Source organism: Shewanella sp. 0m-6 (assembly GCF_052977325.1).
In genome coordinates this window covers 338,654-356,540 of record NZ_JBRIMD010000001.1, presented here as the reverse complement: position 1 = coordinate 356,540, position 17,887 = coordinate 338,654, and the positions used below count along the sequence as shown (strand labels likewise).

General features: G+C 41.0%; 10 protein-coding genes. 3 read left to right on the top strand and 7 right to left on the bottom strand.

The window, feature by feature from the left end; all coding sequences use genetic code 11:
• Positions 1-366 precede the first annotated feature (366 nt).
• The 7 genes from ACVBJC_RS01540 to ACVBJC_RS01510 all read right to left on the bottom strand — a co-directional run bounded on the left by ACVBJC_RS01540 (position 367) and on the right by ACVBJC_RS01510 (position 11,622).
• Positions 367-1,248: a hypothetical protein gene (locus ACVBJC_RS01540; RefSeq protein ID WP_447161747.1), complete on the bottom strand. Its 882-nt coding sequence runs from the start codon at positions 1,246-1,248 to the stop codon at positions 367-369.
• Between the two features lie 2 nt (positions 1,249-1,250).
• Positions 1,251-2,846: an AAA family ATPase gene (locus ACVBJC_RS01535; protein ID WP_447161748.1), complete on the bottom strand. Its 1,596-nt coding sequence runs from the start codon at positions 2,844-2,846 to the stop codon at positions 1,251-1,253.
• Complete coding sequence (locus tag ACVBJC_RS01530; protein WP_447161749.1) at positions 2,843-4,462, bottom strand: restriction endonuclease subunit S; 1,620 nt, start codon at positions 4,460-4,462, stop codon at positions 2,843-2,845. Before ACVBJC_RS01530 ends, ACVBJC_RS01535 begins: the two co-directional genes overlap by 4 nt.
• Positions 4,459-5,970, bottom strand: a complete 1,512-nt coding sequence (locus ACVBJC_RS01525) for an N-6 DNA methylase (protein WP_447161750.1) — start codon at positions 5,968-5,970, stop codon at positions 4,459-4,461. Before ACVBJC_RS01525 ends, ACVBJC_RS01530 begins: the two co-directional genes overlap by 4 nt.
• A gap of 71 nt (positions 5,971-6,041) precedes the next feature.
• On the bottom strand, positions 6,042-9,458 hold the full coding sequence (gene hsdR, locus ACVBJC_RS01520) for a type I restriction-modification system endonuclease (RefSeq protein ID WP_447161751.1): 3,417 nt from the start codon (positions 9,456-9,458) through the stop codon (positions 6,042-6,044).
• Between the two features lie 599 nt (positions 9,459-10,057).
• A complete protein-coding gene (locus tag ACVBJC_RS01515; protein WP_447161752.1) occupies positions 10,058-11,314 on the bottom strand; it encodes a type II toxin-antitoxin system HipA family toxin in 1,257 nt (418 codons plus the stop codon).
• Entirely contained in the window at positions 11,311-11,622 is a 312-nt protein-coding gene (locus tag ACVBJC_RS01510; protein WP_447161753.1) for a helix-turn-helix domain-containing protein, read from the bottom strand. The genes ACVBJC_RS01515 and ACVBJC_RS01510 overlap by 4 nt, the downstream gene beginning before the upstream one ends.
• Before the next feature lie 374 nt (positions 11,623-11,996).
• On the opposite strand from ACVBJC_RS01510, the gene ACVBJC_RS01505 reads away from it, so the two are divergent.
• The 3 genes from ACVBJC_RS01505 to ACVBJC_RS01495 all read left to right on the top strand — a co-directional run bounded on the left by ACVBJC_RS01505 (position 11,997) and on the right by ACVBJC_RS01495 (position 17,833).
• The gene (locus ACVBJC_RS01505) at positions 11,997-15,197 is read left to right on the top strand and encodes a DUF3427 domain-containing protein (protein WP_447161754.1); all 3,201 of its coding nucleotides are present in this window, start codon (positions 11,997-11,999) and stop codon (positions 15,195-15,197) included.
• Between the two features lie 355 nt (positions 15,198-15,552).
• Positions 15,553-16,392 (top strand): 5'-methylthioadenosine/S-adenosylhomocysteine nucleosidase, encoded by an 840-nt coding sequence (locus tag ACVBJC_RS01500; protein WP_447161755.1) that lies wholly within the window; start codon positions 15,553-15,555, stop codon positions 16,390-16,392.
• Positions 16,393-16,564: 172 nt separating this feature from the next.
• The gene (locus ACVBJC_RS01495) at positions 16,565-17,833 is read left to right on the top strand and encodes a NupC/NupG family nucleoside CNT transporter (RefSeq protein ID WP_447161756.1); all 1,269 of its coding nucleotides are present in this window, start codon (positions 16,565-16,567) and stop codon (positions 17,831-17,833) included.
• Positions 17,834-17,887: the final 54 nt, after the last annotated feature.

Below are 17,887 nucleotides of genomic sequence, written 5' to 3'. Positions count from 1 at the left end.
ATTGTTACCTCTTTAATTTTACAAAGTAGCAGCTCTAGTCATTCAGAAAAACCAAGATGATCATTGAGCAATTCAACTCTCGCCAGCGAAGGATATTAAAGGTGGTCCCACACGACCAACACCTGTAAACACGCGATCTGAATAGGAAGCGCTCTTATCTGAATACATCTATTTGAGAATCGCTCCAAGCGAACATCCGCTCAATACTAACTCGCTTCGAGGTTGCACCTATATTACTAGGACATAAAAATATCAACCACAACATTTCTGCAGCTAGCACTTTGGCATTAGCAAAAGTATTCGTCAGCTGGGTTTCTAGCTTTTAAAAAAAGTGTCTGTCACCACAATATCTATCCATGTCAGTCCTTAAGGATTTAAATCCAAGTGAGGTAATACATTCGCCAACCAATCCTCAGCTCTTTTTGGTTTAACAAAAGCTACAGCCGCGGCAGAAAAGGGGGATTTACGGTCACATGCTTTAATTAACCTATGTTCAGCAGTATTAACAACAGATTGCATGGTTTGCCTTGCTACGATAGGTAGCCCCCATGTAAGCTCTAGCAATTGAAGGTCACTTTGTACAGCCTCAATAACTTTCAACCTCTCATCTTTAACCGTTTTATGATTGAGATTGTAATACTTGGCGCTATCTTTAACTCTTTCATATTTATCAGGATCTGTTCTCTTATCATATCGAGAATGAACTAAACCTGGTGACTTATCAAATGAAAGCAATTCGATATCAGTAGCAACACAAGGATCTAATAGCTGAACTTGCTCTTTTGTATGGGCCTTCAGAGAGCATGATCTCCATACTCTTGTAGATTCGTCTGTTAAAGGAAAGTAATCATGTTTGCCACCACCATCCCTAGGTTGATTGGCATACTGACACGAATAGCGATAATTCTTGGGCTCAAAAGCTAACCACCAATATCCAGGATGTTTTTTATTCTTGCCACGAGCTAACATTTTTGTGGCATAAATTCCTTTGGTCTTTTTTACCGCACCTTTCGGACGAAAATGATCAACATTGAAATCGGTATTCATTCGAGGAACCTCTGAGTACCAGCATTTGTCACCGAATTTATTAATAAAATTCGGCTTGAATGGACTCCATACGCTCCCTAAACGATTGAACTCGAGGCTTTTATCCTTTGCGCTTTTAATAGCCAACAGCCAGACTTTGGCGGCTGCATCCCAATTCACAGGCTTACAAGCTTCGACTTGTTGAAGGTCAATGTATCGCACTCTTATAATAGTCCTTTATTCTTGAGTATCATCTGAATCATCTCTAAGCGATAAGCTGTATCGTCTAAACCTTTATCTTCCATTTGTTCCAAGGCTTTATGTCGCTCAATCAAAAACTGCCTGTAGTCTTCATCTGGATGCGTATAACCATACCCTAGCCTTTCAAGAGAACTATTTAACTTTCGTAGTTTTACTTTATCTTCATCATTAAACTCGACTTTTTCTAATATCTTACGCCGATCTTCAATAACTTTACTGGTATGTTGATCAAGTGTGGTCGCCATGCCAAACATGTCGCTAGTTAATATGCCGTTCACTCCCATACCAATAGGACTTTCAGCTGGTTTCTCAGCATAGGAAAGGCCATTTGATTCACGACGAAGCACCTGTATTTGATCTCTATCTAGCTCAGCGATAGCTAATGGATGATGAGTCACCATTACAATATGGCAATGTTTTTGATTAGGAATAAAGCGATTTAAAAATGCATGATATTTAGCAGCCCATGCAGGGTTAAGGTGGGTATCAGGTTCATCTAGTAAAAATAATGAGTCCGATTCTGCAGTAAATTGTAACAAGCCAAATACAGTGAGTAGCTGCTGCTCCCCTTCACTCAGCTCGCTAAAACTAACTACCTCATCATTATTCAGTACAACCTTTACATGAACACTAGAAATCAACTCTGAGAGCAGCGTGCTTTCCAGCATTTTAAAGAAATTTTTAGGGCTGAGTCCTTTGGCTGCACCATTTAGCGCTTGCAAATCAGGCAAGTATAAATGCACAAAATCATTATCAACACCTGATCCAGTAAGAGAAGTAGTTTCCTTACGAGTTGCCTTAACTGCTCCATAGGTGTGGGGTATTAATCGGTCTAAAAACTGTCTTACAACCCCTCGAGAGCCCCAAAAAGTGTCATTTTGGTTTTTAGCTTGGATCCATGAAGGTTTTCTAAAAACGAAGTGAGCAGAGTGAAATCGCTTAATCCCGAGTTGCCCCTCTAGGAACTTGCGGCCAGCATCACTTTGACCACTTAAAAAGAAAGCTAATAACACAAATTGGCTGTGATAGGGCTTGGCGTAAAACAAAGGCCTAACTTCATCTTCAATCTGTAATTTTTCGTTTAACAGACTGCTATAAAAGTTAGTGCGATGACGTATAAACAAGTTTTCAAGTCTGTCACTAGGTCCTGAGTAATAAGCAAAAAGGTGCTTTGGCAAGTATGGTGACTTACCTTCTTTATCTCGCTTTACTTTCGACAAGGAAACTTTATTCCATGTAGGCATGGTATGTGAGTCGACCCTTTCGGTTACTTCTATCAAGTGTTGAGATATCGGGGTGTGTCCATAACTGGGGTCAGCATCTACCTTGACCCAAGTGCTATTTTCAGCACCTAACGAATAAACCAACTCATAACTAAAAGGCGCGACTTCGCCTAAATCTAAAGCCCGGAATATTTTAACCAGAGCTTCAATGATATTTGATTTACCGGAACCATTGCGCCCCACCAGCACCGTCAGTAGTTGGCCTTCATCAAAATCCACTGTTAGATCACTGATGTTTTTAAAGCCAGAGCGAATGGTTAGGTAATCTAACTTCATTTTTTAGTAACCTTAAAGGTACACCTTTCTCCAATGCCAGCTTTGGTTATAGCATGGGCATCGAGCAAACGTTTCAGCTCGGTAAAGAGTACATCGACTTGCTCAAATGTTTGCTCGGTTAACTGATCCATGATCTGCTGCGCACTTAACTCATCACTCGTTTTTTGCAAAATCGACAGCACTTCACTTCCCAATTGACTCGGTTCTACAACTGCGACTGTTACCTTTATTTCTTGGTTCACTTTTTTACTTGGGTTACGAGGTTTTTTTGCCGGTTTGGGAGCATCAAGTTGTTGTTTAATTCGTTCAAGTAGCAGACTTGCTGGTTCATCATTAGGATCTTGTTCAACCAACTCACCACGGAAAGCTTTTGCTAAGATAGATGGCGTCAAACGGTCGAATCGTTTCTTGGCAGTTAAATACTGCTTCTCTATCAGTACAGCTTTTGCTAAAAGTAACTCCACTCTACGAACAACCTCTTGTTGCTCATATAATGTCGGGAAATTGATAGGAGCATTAGATACAACGGACTGGTTAATTTTTGGCATGTTACCCGTTGTTCCAGTAGCGTTGGCTCTAAAATATCTCCTAACTAACTCTGATGACAGACAAAAATATAAAAAATTTGGTAATATTTTCTCATTTGCACGGCACTTCATAATGAGGTCAGGGTAAATATACCGATCATCCTTACCTTTATATATTGCGCTTACACCTACATATTCAATTGAGTTTGCTCTTTGAATTAAAATGTCATCATTCTTAAGCCAAAGATGAGAATCGGGCGAAACATCTAGATCAACAAATTTATATTTATCTTCAACAAAATATCCAAGTGTAGTAGCAGATAAAGTTAAATTTCTAATACCTGTATCATAATCAACACCTCTAGGCGACTTACCATTTCTAGGCTTAGAAATTACAACATCTAACAACTTAACAGTAGACCAAGGCTCGACGATACAGTTATCTTCACGCCACTCACTTGTCAACTCACCAGATGTAGCGGCGGTGAGGACTGATTGACGAAAGCGTTTTAGGATGCTGGGGATTTTTTCGAGGCAAGCTTGAGCTTGGTCAACTTTGGCTAAAATCAAATCCAGTTTATCCACAATACGGATTTGCTCGTTTAGTGGCGCTAAGAGAACTGATGATTTTTTAAGATGTGTCTTATTAAATTTTTGTTGTGCGTTGCCACCAGTGATCTCTTTTAAACCTTCTTGACCTATAGGTGATTTAATATAGTAATTTAAATACCGATTATTACTAGCACCTTTAGCTCGCACCCTTATTCCATTAGGCGCTATTGTCATAGGCTTTTTTAAATCAGGCACTAAAAATGTTCTACCTGGCGCCCCAACATTAGCTAAGAATAAATCACCTGGTATTAATGAACTTTTTGACAAAAACTTATATGACTCTTCTGTTATATATTTAAAAGCGCCATGCCATTTTTTTGTTTCATCTTTTAAACGAACTAAGATGGCATAATCTTCATCATGGCTCTGTATTACATTTTCTTTTAGGGCTGCAAAGCTCCCATTTGCAACATAATCAGTATAGGTGGCAACGTCGTCATAAGTAACTTTAACCCAGCCTTTCGGTAACTCACTCACAGTACCACCTCATCAGATTCTTCCGCCGAGCCAAGCTCTACTAGAATAGCTTGCAGCTCACGCATCGCCCCTGCCATTTCTTCCAGGGCTTCGTTAATCAGTACATCAGGTTCTGGCAAGTTGGCACTGTCTTCTGTGCTATCGTCACGGATCCAGGCTAAATCCAGGGAGTCATCTTTCTTTGAAATTTCTTCACGGCTAAAGCAGCGCAGGCGACAAGTGTCAACATTACCAATCTCGCTGCCATTTTTATGGCTTTTAATGAAGGCATGACGCGCTGCGTCGTCGACTCGGGTTAAGTCACTGCCGATCGCTTGATAAAACTCGTCAAAATGAGTTTTGGTCAATACAGTGCGTTTACCAAATTGCGGCATGTTAGAACGTAGGTCATACACCCAAACGTTTTTAGTTTGACCTTTATCTTGTTTTACATCACTCGATTTTGAGAAAAATAGCACATTGGTTTTAACACCTGCCGCATAAAAGATTCCTGTTGGCAGGCGCAAAATGGTGTGCAAGTTACACTTTTCCATTAGGTCATTGCGGATAGTTTGTCCGGTTGAGCCTTCAAATAATACGTTGTCGGGCAATACCACCGCTGCACGGCCACCGGGCTTTAACATGCGTAAGTACATCAAATGCAAAAACGCTAACTGTTTGTTGCTGGTGTAGGTAACCAAATCATCACGAGTTGGTATACCACCACCTTGCTTAGTTCCAAATGGCGGGTTAGCTAGAATAAGGCTTGCTGGTGGAAGGGCTTTACCTTCATTAGAAAGCGTATCACCAAATAAAATACCTGAGTTTTCATCATCAACTGCTAAGTCGTGCAACATTAGATTCATCATGGCTAGACGACGTGTATCAGGTACTAACTCCATACCAAAAAATGTCTCGTGTTGATACTTATCGTATGCAACAGGGTCTAACGCTTGTACGTCGTTGTACTCAGCAAGGTAATGGTGAGCACTAATTAAAAAGCCGCCTGTTCCTGCCGTCGGGTCAACAATGACATCATCAAGGCTTGGTTTCATCAATTCAACCATGGCATTGATAAGTACGCGCGGAGTAAAGTACTGGCCTGCACCTGATTTTTTCTCACCTGCGTTGATCTCTAATAGACCTTCGTACATATCGCCTAAACCTTCGGTTTTAGCGCTATACCAATCAAGCTTATCAATCTCAGTTACCAACTTATTCAATGTGGCTGGTTTACGAATTACGCTGCTAGCATTAGCGTAAATTGCTTTGGTTATAATTGAGCCGTTTGAGCCTAAGTGAATGAGTAATTTTTTGTATTCTTCAAGGCGCGTAGCTGAATCGTATTGCTCTAAATTTGCCCAGCGGTAACCAGCTGGGATATTTTTATCCTCACGACCTGTTTCATCCACCATTTTAAGAAAGACTAGATAGGTCAACTCATTGATGTATTCATGGTAGGTGACGCCATCATCACGGAGTAAATTACACAGGTTCCACAATTTGGCGACCAGATCTTGAGTGCTCATTTTATTACCTAATTTAATTTGTATAGCTAAACATTGGTTGTTTGAACTTATGCTTTAACATTGAGATTTGTTTATGCTGATTTACTAGCATTGTTCTGCCATAGGGCTTGATTAAACATTAGCAACACTTCTGTTATAGGCCGTTCAAACAGCTTATTTGCGCGTTTAGTGCCGCCTTGATGTGAAAAGATGCCTTGGTCTAGTGCCGCTTCATCGACGATTGTTGTAGCCTTCATTTGCTTTGCGATAGTATTGAGCCATTGGATTTGCGGTGTTTTCCAGTCTTGGTTTGCTAATATTCGCTCAAGCGCATTATCTACCCTTTGCTCAAATGGGATAAGCGCCTCGCCGATAGCAGCTTGTCGGATAAAGCCAATAATGCGAGCGGCGATATCTTCCTTTTTTACCTCATGCCAAGCGACTTGTAGATCTTGTTCTCTAAACTTGTTTTGTTCAAGCACTAATGCCAGTTCTTTTAAGCTTTGTCGGGTTAATTCCCACGGGGCTTGCACGACAGTTTGAATTGCAAGCAAACGGTTGCTATTAGCATTAACAAAGTCATTAAATGATCGTAAATAGTCCTCAGGCTTTTGCCCTTCTCCATAACCTGTAGTGATGTTAGTAACTTCATCCTCATGGTCTGAAATGTAGAGCGGATTACCACCGTTACCACCTTTGACTTTTTCATCAAGCAGCTCACCTAAGCCTGGATGACGTGTGAACCACTCGGCAACTTTCTCTACCGACATGGCTTTCAGGTCTTTAATAAATTGTGCTGGTGGCTGTCCTGTGAGGGTTTCAAACTTATCTTGCTGTTCTGGGGTTAAATGACGGCGCTTAACTTGTAGCTTGGCGATAAACTGATTTTTGGCTAGGGCTTGTAGATCTTCATTAGTGGCATCAGCCATTTCACGCTCTAAATCAACAAAGCTGATGTCCACATTCGTAACAACGGGTTTCATGGTGTTGATATTTTCTAGCTGTTTATAGATATCTACCGCGTCGTAAATTTTAAATGGTCCCTTGCCGATTTCGGGACTAAGTCTGGTTGCGCGGCCTAACATTTGCTCAAATAATATTCGGCTGTTCACTCGACGCAAAAATACTAAATTACAAATTTTGGGGACATCAATACCCGTTGTAAGCAAATCGACAGTAACCGCAACATTTGGCAAACGATCATTTTTGTATAAGCGGATTTTTTCTAGCGGTTTATCTGTTGCGCCAGTGATTTTTTGAATTGCATCGTCTTCAACTTCACCATGATAATCTTCACAGGCTTGTTTGAGCGCTTCAACAACCTCATCAGCATGTTTATCGGTCACACAAAAAATGAGAGTTTTAGCTTCTGAGTATGGGTTAATTGCATCACTTTCTATCAACCATTTAGTGACGACTTTGGTAAAGCTAGGCGCTATCACTTTCTTGTTAAACTCAGCGACTTCAAAGTCGAGTTCGTCAGGGGTGTTATAGATTTGAATATCGTTATTCTCGACATCATAAACTTTCACCTCTTCATTGACGTCGTAATGAATACCTTGTTCAGCAAGCTTTGTATGAATGCGAATGGGCGGTAGGTGATCATTTAAATGGCCATCGAGGACAGCTTCAGTATAGCTATAGCTGAAAACAGGTTCGCCAAATATATCAACGGTATGCAATGCTGGCGTTGCGGTTAGGCCTATTTTGAAGGCATCGAAGTAATCTATTACAGAGCGGTATTTTGATTGATAGTCTTTTTGATCGCGAAATACGATTTCAGTATCGCTGAGCTCTCTATCTAGCAAATAACCACGATGACATTCGTCTACAACAATACAATCATATTGACCTACACCTGGTTTAGTATCTTTATCACTAGGATATAAAATACGCTGCACTAAACCTTGAACTGTAGCCACATGCACCTTTGTACTGTCGTCAGGCTTCTTATCATCAAGCTCCATTAGTTCGAAAGTATCAGCAAAAGTTTGCAGGTTCTCCATCCGGACTTCTTTAAAGTCGTTGACAGCTTGTTCTCCTAAAGCTGAACGATCTACTAAGAAAAGTATGCGTCTAAAACGCTCTGATTTAAGCAAACGATAAACTAATGCAATGCAGGTTTTTGTCTTACCTGTACCAGTTGCCATGGCGACGAGAGCACGGTCTTCACCTCGCTTAATGGTTTGCTCAACAGCCTTAATAGCATCGACTTGGTAGTCACGTAATTTAAGGTCGTAATCAAAATCCATTGCATTGAGCTTTTGCTCAGCTTGCTGTGGAGTCTGCTTTAACAGAGTTTTGATTTCGTGTGGCGAGTACCAACCTTTAAGCGCCTTACGCCGATTTGCATTGTCACGAATATCCAAGAACCAAATGCCACTCTCTTGCTCAAGTTGCTTGAGATAAGGTCGGCCATTAGTGGCAAACGTAAGTGGAACCTTGAAGTCCCCCCATGTAGTTTCTATTGTGAAAGCATTTTTAGTTTCAAGACCTTTAGCGTAGCGCTTTGCTTGATCAATTGAACCATAGACATTCTTTGCTGACTTTTTAGCTTCGACTACCGCAACAGGAATTAGCCCCATAAATAGCACGTAATCTGCGGGGCCCGATTTGGTAGGCCATTCAGCGATAGCCCGATTTTCATTAGCGACTGGACGTACTTTTTTAGAATATCTAAAATTAACAGTATCGGCTTTCCAACCAGCATCATTAAGCTGCTTATCGATAAGAATGCGAGTTTCAGCCTCATCCATATGAAATGGAAGCTTTTCAACTCGTTTAATTTCTTTGGCTTGAGCTTTTTGATCTTTAGCTTGGAAACTAGTACGCAATTCAAGATTGGCAGCGTCCATCTTAGCTCGGTATTCATTAAGCAAAGCTTCTTGTTCGGTAGCAACATCTTCCCAAATTTTGCTATCTGCTAGCATTTGCTCTGAACGCTTTTTCTCTGCTTTAGCTTTTTTCTCTTCAAGTTGCTTTAAAGACTCTGCAGCAGCTAATCGATCAGATGTACGTTGCTGCTGACGCTCGAGCTCCACCATTTTCTCTTCGAGCACACGAACTTCATCAGATGGGTCATTAGGCTTTTTGAAAGGACCTGCTTTAAAACCTTTAGCTTTATCGCCACCGTATAGCTGGTGATACCAGACGCTTAAAGCGTATCCAATTTGTAACGATTGCAAAGCATCTCGATGACTATTAGAGGTAATATCGTGATTGGCTGCATTGCCTAACTTTCTGATGGTATGAAATGCATCTTTGATTCGCTGATCAAGCCTCAACGAATAATCAAGGTTGCGTAGTAAATCAACTTGTTTTACCTCTTTACCTGACTCGACACCTACTCGAGCTGCAATATTTTTAGCTAACTCTTCACCCAGCTGTCGCATTTTCAATAATGTCGTATTTGGGTCAGGAGCAAAACACCACTCAGCCGTTTGAGCCAAACGAAGTAATAACTCATCGTGATGTTTAAGAAAATCGAAGTTACTAATAGTGCATCCCATCAATAGCGCCTTCTGGTGAAGAAATTGAGCAATTCTGTATCAAAAGATAGTACCAACATTCGTTAGAGCAGGCTATAAAATCCAAATTAGTTAGAAGGTTAAGTTTCAATTTTGAGACAGGGAAAGTTAGTGAACTACTTAGAAGGGCTAACATTGCTTAGAGCTCATTATTTGGATCTAATACCAATCAAAGATAAGATTTCAGAACCTAACCAACACAGCGAGGCAGGTTAGATAGGGATTATGTTCTGTGATAAAGGTTCAAGCTAAATAGCTGTTATCTAATAGCGTTAACAAATGATAAGTGGTGACCATATTGGTGACCAAACTCAAAACACGAATACCAACATAGCACCTAAGATATTGTATTTATTTAATTAGACTATTTTAGGCTACATTCAAATTCAGAACGTAGAATAAGCTTTCTACGTTTGGAGAAGCCGCTTTAAAAAATAAGTAGAGCCCAGTTTACCGCTGGGCTTTTGTTTTGCTTTAGTCTGTCTTTATGGGATGTCAGCTCAGCATATGTCGATACTATCGACATATGCACTCAGCACTCGTAAATCATGTCGATAAAACCTGATTTTAACGACATAAAACTAACGAACCTTAAAGTCTGGTGATAACGTTTGCCAATGACTTTGCAAAGCTTCTTTATGCTCATCTAGCATAGGCAATGCTTCGAGCATCTCTGGCCACATAGAGCGAGCCTTCTCTATCGTATCGAGAAGATGTGGTTTAATTGCAACCCATGGAACACCTACCGTATTTGACCATTTCTCAAAATGCTGCAACGTCATTTCATACCACTGTTTTGACTTGGCCATATTCAAAGCAAGGCTGTCATCTTGTATGTAAGGAGCTGTGAATACCACATCATAGAGCGGTGACAAACGAGGAGAACGCTGATCTTGGTAGATGATTGTCCAATTCTTAAGGTGAGCATCATCATTACCTAACAGTATATTAATCAGTAATCTTCTCGCCATTTGCTGTATATCACCCAAGCGATCATTACTTGTACGGAATAGTACCTGCCCTAATTGTTCATAGTTAACTTTCTGATATTTATCTGTAGGATATAGGCCAAAGATTTGAGCAAAGTCTTCAGTATGCACTCGCCCTTCATGAGTACGATCAAAACGTTTTATACCATAAGCGTATGTTTCATCGGGGAGTCTGATATTTGGTAATCCCTCTAACTCATTGAGTTTGATTAAGCGTATATCTGGAATTTTTGCGCCTGCAGCTTCGGCTAACTTCATACAGGTATATTCATTAACAGACACACCTTTATGCACCGTTGAAGGCGTTTTAATAATCCACATATCTTCAGAGATTTCCTGATCAATGTGATAGCGACCATCTACATGAGAAGATGAGAATTTCATCTGTACACCAGCAAGCGAGAATTTAGTATCTGCATGTTTAACGTTAATCTGCTGTGGTTCGGTCACTAAACGTTGTTCTAATGCCCAAATTGGCATTTTACCTGCCCTGATAGGCGTCGCCACCAATGCACCAGGCAAATTAGTCCCCAAATAGGCCAAAATCGAGAACTCGTTATTTACGTGACATTGAAGTGCTTTCGCCACAATATCTCTTAAGATCCCTTCTGGTAATAAATTAGATAATACAGGTGGTATTTTTTCACTGCGGATTTGAGGCTTAGAAAAATAATTAGGATCTTGAAGCTGTCTAAGTGTAAGCACTGGTCTTTCATGCTTGGGCATTGCAATATATTCAGGGTTAAAACTAAGTATGTTCTTTCCGCCAGCATAATGAGCAACAACGCCAATATCGACACCGTGTAGCTGAATATTCAATCCTTCTACTTGCTCTGTTTGTTTGCTCATTTCTGATCCTCAGATCCAAACCAAAACCCTAAATCATCCGAATCATCTTCTAGCGATTCAACACTGGCATCACTTGAAGCGACTTCTAATCTAGGTTGATCAATATTGCTTCCCTTAGGGGTAATAGATAATTCCATATTTAAGCCATCTAGCACACGTAATAGAGTAGACAACTTCATATCGCTACCCGCTTCGATACGCTGATATTGCTGCTGCTTCATACCGATACGCATATACATATCTTTTTGTTCCATCTGGAGCTGTTTACGTCGAGATGAAAGTAGTTTGGAAATTTGATCAATCGTCATCACACCCAACCTTAAACAATAGAAAAGTTGTACACAAACATATAAACAACATATTAGTTGTAAAGCTAGCTATAAACAACTTACCTGATGTATTAAGCCATCAATACAACTTAATAGTTGTAAGCGTATTTTGAAGGATCGATAGTCAGAGCTCTACAAACAGATCCAGAACGTAGAGTAACTGCTTCTGAGCTTGTGAAAATCGTTATAAAAGACAAGCAGTAAAATATGAGTAGAGCCCAGCTAAATGCTGGGCTTTTTGTTGCCGGAAAATCAGTATTACTAATTCCGTTGATAAGTTTGAGCACCACTACTTATTTCTATTAATCAATTCGGTTACTCTTAGCTAACTTCAAATGATAAAAGCATTTTTCATGAACCAAACCGGCATATACGAGCAACTGATAACTCAATTGGTCGAACAGAAATTAGATCGCAAAGCTTTCTATGTTGGCGAACGTTCGTTAGAAAATGGTGAAGCCGCTTCTTGGCTTTCTCGCTTTTTGACTCGAATTATCGAAATAGCAATAGACTCTGTACCTAATGGCAATGATCGCGTTTTTGAGCAAATCAGTTTAGCCAATAAAGTCATCGAATGGCTTAGTTCTAATATTGCCGATAGTGAGCTGATTACCGAAAACTTAATTGATACTCAAGGCAAGATTCTGACAGCATTGCTCGACAAGCAAAATCCAATATCGTCAGATTTGCCAAAGTATATTGACGGCATCATGCCACTAACTGGACTCACTCAAAGCGAGTTATTCTGTGGGAGCAATGCAGGCGTATCTCTTGAAACCGAAATTAAACGTGAAATTCAGTCATCCGATAAGATCTATTGGTTAGTCTCATTTATCAAATGGGCTGGGATCAGGATCTTTAAAAAGGAACTAGAAGAATTTACTCGCAGTGGTAAGCAGTTAAAAGTTATCACTACCTCCTATATGGGAGCGACTGACGCTAAGGCCGTTGAATTCTTAGCATCTTTGCCAAATACGGAAGTAAAGCTGAGCTACAACACCAACAGAGAACGCTTACACGCAAAGTCCTATCTATTTATGCGTAACTCGAGCTTTCATACTGGTTATATCGGTTCATCCAACCTGTCACACTCAGCTTTAACCAGTGGCTTAGAGTGGAATTTAAAGATCACCTCGCAAGAGATCCCACATATTATTAAAAAATCTCTCAGTACATTTGAAACCTACTGGGAATCACCTGATTTCGAATATTTTGATGGTAAGACCCAAAGCAAAGAGCGCTTAGTTAACGCGTTGCAAGAAGCCAGAGGCACCTACGATACATCCACGCAAAGCTTTTATTTTGATATCAAACCCCACTCCCATCAGCGAGCCATCTTGGACAAACTAAAAGTTGAACGTGAATTACATGGGAGGTATCGAAACCTCGTTGTCGCAGCTACTGGAACAGGTAAAACCATCATTTCAGCGTTTGATTTCGCTGAATTTTATGCAGCTAACCCTGAAGCTAAGTTTTTATTTTTAGCTCATAGAGAGGAAATTTTAAAGCAAGCGAGAAGTGCATATCGCGGCGTTTTAAAAAGTAACCAGTTTGGTGAACTACTCGTAGGACAACATAAACCGCAAAGATTTAGTCAGTTGTTTGCGTCAATCCAAAGCTTAAACAATCAACTAGCGACGATTCAATTAACCGAAGATTACTTTGACTACATTGTGATTGATGAAGTCCATCATATTGCAGCAAGCAGTTACCGTGCGATTCTAAAACACTTTACACCACAAGTCTTACTCGGTTTAACAGCCACACCAGAGCGCCATGATGGCGCCGATATTCTTAAAGACTTTTGTAATGTCATTGCAGCTGAAATCAGATTACCAGAAGCCATTAATCAACGTCATTTATCACCGTTCCAATACTTCGCTGTTGATGATAATACCGATCTCACAAATATTTCATGGGCTAAAGGCCGCTATGATATAGCTGAACTAACCAAGCTCTACACTTACAATGACCAAAGGGTCTTTCGAATACTGCAAAGCTTAGAAGAAATCGTCACCGACATATCACAGATGCGCGCATTGGCGTTTTGCGTAAGCAAAGATCACGCTAACTTCATGGCGCAAAAGTTCACTTTAAGCAATATTCCTTGCGGCGTACTCACAAGTGACAATTCGAAAGAACGAGACATTCAGCTGCAACGTTTAAAATCGAAAGACATTAACGTTTTGTTTGTGGTTGATATATTCAACGAAGGTGTCGATATTCCAGAGCTGGATACATTACTGTTTTTAAGACCTACAGAAAGCTTAACCATATTTCTTCAGCAGCTAGGACGTGGGTTAAGACTAACTAAAGATAAAGAGTGCTGTACCGTCATTGATTTTGTTGGTAACTCTCGCCCTGAGTATGATTTTTCCCATAAGTTTAGAGCGCTTATCGGCAAAACAAACCAATCTATTTCAAAAGAGATCAAACAAGGGTTTCCACATTTACCTTTAGGATGTCGAATAGAGCTGCAAGAAAAAACACAGCAAATGATCTTAAAGAACATATCGCTAGCAACCTTAAACAAAAATAGACTGCTTAGCTTAATTTCAAACTACGCTAACGCGACAGATTTACCCCTCACGCTAGCAAACTTTCTACATATCTATCCTGACTTGTCATTAGAGGATATCTATAAAGTAAAAGTGGGTAAGTTTGGTGGTTGGCGAGCACTTGTAGAAACAAGCAGTGGAGAAGAGATACAGCAGAACGAACTAGACATTTATGCCGCTTACTATCGTGCAATCAACAATCGTTTATTAAGTTGTACTTCGATCTCTTATTTACTGTTCATCAAAGCCTTGTGTGAAAGTGATTTTTCACTACCAACCCAAGCTGGTGTTGAGCCGAAAGATGAGCAACACAATCAGCTTTTCTCAACCATGTGCCATTATGACTTTTGGGATAAAACAGGCAAGCAAGCTGGATTTGATACTATTGAGCATAGTTTGTTTGCACTCAAACATAAGAAACTACAAGACGAGCTTAATGACGTTATTTCACTGCTTATTGAACGCTTAGCCACACAAGAATTTAAGATGCCTGCTGTAGGTAATATTGTGGTGGATGGCTCTCCGTTAAAGATGCATGTACGTTATCCCAAGGAACATATATTAGTCGCGTTTGGTGATAGTACATTTGATAAAAAGTCATCCAGTAGAGAAGGCGTACTAAATATTGCAGAAGCCAATGCAGAACTGCTGTTTGTTACCTTAGATAAATGCGAAAAGCAGTTTTCAGCAACGACCATGTACCATGACTACGCGATCAGCCCAACGCTATTTCATTGGCAAACCCAGAACAGCGCCAAGCCAACCTCAGGTAGAGGATTAAGCTATATAACGCAGCAAGAAAACAACAAGACGTTCATCTTATTTGTTAGAGAACAAGCTAAAGATGAATACGGAAAAACCATGGGATTTGTCAATTTTGGTCCAGTAGACTTTGTTAAGCATGAAGGCTCTCAACCAATGAATATTACGTGGAAGCTAAAACAAGCTATGCCTGCATATATGTGGCATGACACAGCTAAGCTAGCTGTTGGCTAATAGATTACTTTGCTAAACCGATCCACCAGCCTATTTTCGACATCACAAAACGAGTGGCTTTACGCCACTCGCTCATTTAAGCAACCTCAACCGCCCCCACTAACTAGCCTGTTTTCTTAAACACTGTTTTCTAATTTAAAGTCATTGCCAAACGCGGCACGTTCAACAAATAAACACCTTTTGAAATATCCTTACAAAATAAGTGGTTACAACACCAAGAAATTAGCTGCTCAAGCCAGAAATTGTGCGTTTTATAGGCCAGCTAAACCGCAACAAGTATTTTACTTTTCATTTCGTTGTTTAGGCTAAATCCCATTGCTACCATCCGCGCACTTTCCATTTGAAGTTATTTGTCATGCCAACTTGCGAGCAGCCAAAAGCTGAAAAGTTAGACCCTGAACACGTAAACTCTGAACAGCCACACAATGAAAAGTTACCCTCAAAAATGCTAAATCCTATCTTAGTTCAAGGCGCGATGGACGTTGAAGTCGAGACGCTTGTTGCCGCTCTAAACGATGTAAAACAAAAGACATATGGTGCGTGGACGTTCTGGCAAGGTCTATTAGATGGCTACCCAGTTGTGGTGTCGCGTACCGAGATTGGTTTGGCTAACGCTGCCGCATCTACCACTTTGGGCATTGCGCACTACCAGCCAAAAGTTATCATCAATCAGGGCACCTCTGGTGGCCACGATCCTAAGCTATTTCGCTCTGACATCGTGATTGGTGAAACCAGCTTTAATATGGGCGCTTACAAAATTGAGTTCGTTGAAAAAGGCCAAGGCATACACCCAACCACTTGGCAGAACTTCGATATGCCAATGTACCTACGTGAAAACGGTGTTGTAGTTGAGCACAATCATTTTAAAGCCGACCCAGCACTAGTTGAAATCGCCCTTTCGCAAGCAAGCAGCTACACCCAAGGTAAAGTGGTACTGGGTAGAATTGGTAGCTGTGACGAATGGAACCGTGAAGTTGACCGTATTAACTGGTTCCACGAGACCATGGGTACCTCAGTTGAAGAGATGGAAACCTCAGCGGCTGCGCAAGTTGCCGAAGCTTACAAGCTACCTTTTGTGAGTATTCGCGTGCTGTCTAATACCGACCAACATAAGCAAGATTTTGAGCCGCAAACGGCGATTGATTGTCAGGTGTATGTGCTTGATGTCATCAAGGCATTAATTAAGACCTTTTAAAGCCAGTTTAAAAAAAGCATCTAATCAACAAGATGAGTGACGGGAATAACAATGGTATTCCCGCCTGCTTTCGCTCGCTTTTAAAACGGTAATTTAACGCTCAATCGCGCAAATATGAGCCTGAGCGTTAGCTAATCCCTTTCTTTAACTTAGAGAGTAATAGACAAAACAAATGCAAATTTTAATCAGTATTGTTGGCATCATTGCCCTACTTTCAGTGGCTTTTCTGGCGTCTGAAAATCGTAAAGCCATTAACTACCGTACGGTTGGTTTGGCATTTTTACTGCAGTTAATTATGGGTGCGTTTGTCATCTATTCATCCTTCGGCCAAGCGGTTATTTTTAATATGGCAGAAGCGGTGTCGACCGTGATTGGTTACAGCAACGAAGGCATGTCGTTTATGTTTGGCGGCCTTGTTAGCGATAAAATGTATGAACTGTTTGGCCCGGGTGGTTTTGTTATCGCCTTTAAAGTCTTACCGATTATCGTGTTTTTCTCGGCGATTTCGGCGGTGCTGTACTATCTCGGAATCATGCAATGGGTGGTTCGCATCGTTGGCGGCGCACTGCAAAAAATCCTTAATACCAGCAAAGCGGAATCTATGTCTGCCAGTGCCAATATCTTCTTAGGTGTCACTGAAGCGCCACTGTTAATTAAACCTTATATTCCTAAGATGAGCCGCGCCGAGCTGTTTGCAGTAATGTGCGGTGGTTTGGCGTCGATTGCCGGCACCATGCTAGCGGGTTATGCCCAGCTTGGGATTAAGATGGAATACCTGTTAGCAGCCTCATTTATGGCGGCGCCAGGTGGTTTACTATTTGCTAAGTTATTAATTCCGCAAACTGAGAAAGTAAACGACCAAGATCTAACCGTTGTAGAAGAAAATCCACCAGCCAACATTATTGATGCGGCGACAACGGGCACCATGAATGGCCTGTCGTTAGCCATGGCAGTGGGCGCTATGCTATTTGCCTTTGTCAGCTTAGTGGCACTAATGAATGGCATGTTAGGTGGCATTGGTAATTGGTTTGGTTTTGACGGCCTAAGCTTGCAGCTGATTTTAGGCTACCTGTTTGCCCCTGTTGCTTGGTTGATGGGTGTGGCGTGGGATGAAGCGCTATTAGCGGGCTCGTTCATCGGCCAGAAAATTGTGATTAACGAGTTCTTTGCTTATATCAACTTAGCCCCATACCTAAGCGGTGATGCGATTGTTGCAGCAACAGGCATGCCTATGTCTGAGCGCACGCAAGTGATTCTATCGTTTGCACTATGTGGCTTTGCTAACCTAGGTACAGTGGCGATTGCGATTGCCGGTATTGGCGGCCTAGTGCCAGAGCGCCGCTCTGAGATTGCTTCTTTAGGCTTAAAAGCACTGCTTGCAGGCGTGCTTTCAAACCTAATGGCTGCAACCATTGCCGGTTTATTTATGAGTTTTGTTTAATCAACGGATTCTCATCGACTAGTTAGCAAACAGGCCCATATGACATAAACGTCA

Coding starts and splice junctions, on each gene's coding strand:
- ACVBJC_RS01510 (WP_447161753.1), bottom strand. CDS start 11,622: ATGACGATTGATCAAATTTCCAAACTACTTTCATCTCGACGTAAACAG.
- ACVBJC_RS01500 (WP_447161755.1), top strand. CDS start 15,553: ATGCCAACTTGCGAGCAGCCAAAAGCTGAAAAGTTAGACCCTGAACAC.
- ACVBJC_RS01495 (WP_447161756.1), top strand. CDS start 16,565: ATGCAAATTTTAATCAGTATTGTTGGCATCATTGCCCTACTTTCAGTG.
- ACVBJC_RS01515 (WP_447161752.1), bottom strand. CDS start 11,314: ATGAGCAAACAAACAGAGCAAGTAGAAGGATTGAATATTCAGCTACAC.
- hsdR (WP_447161751.1), bottom strand. CDS start 9,458: ATGGGATGCACTATTAGTAACTTCGATTTTCTTAAACATCACGATGAG.
- ACVBJC_RS01535 (WP_447161748.1), bottom strand. CDS start 2,846: ATGAAGTTAGATTACCTAACCATTCGCTCTGGCTTTAAAAACATCAGT.
- ACVBJC_RS01525 (WP_447161750.1), bottom strand. CDS start 5,970: ATGAGCACTCAAGATCTGGTCGCCAAATTGTGGAACCTGTGTAATTTA.
- ACVBJC_RS01505 (WP_447161754.1), top strand. CDS start 11,997: ATGAACCAAACCGGCATATACGAGCAACTGATAACTCAATTGGTCGAA.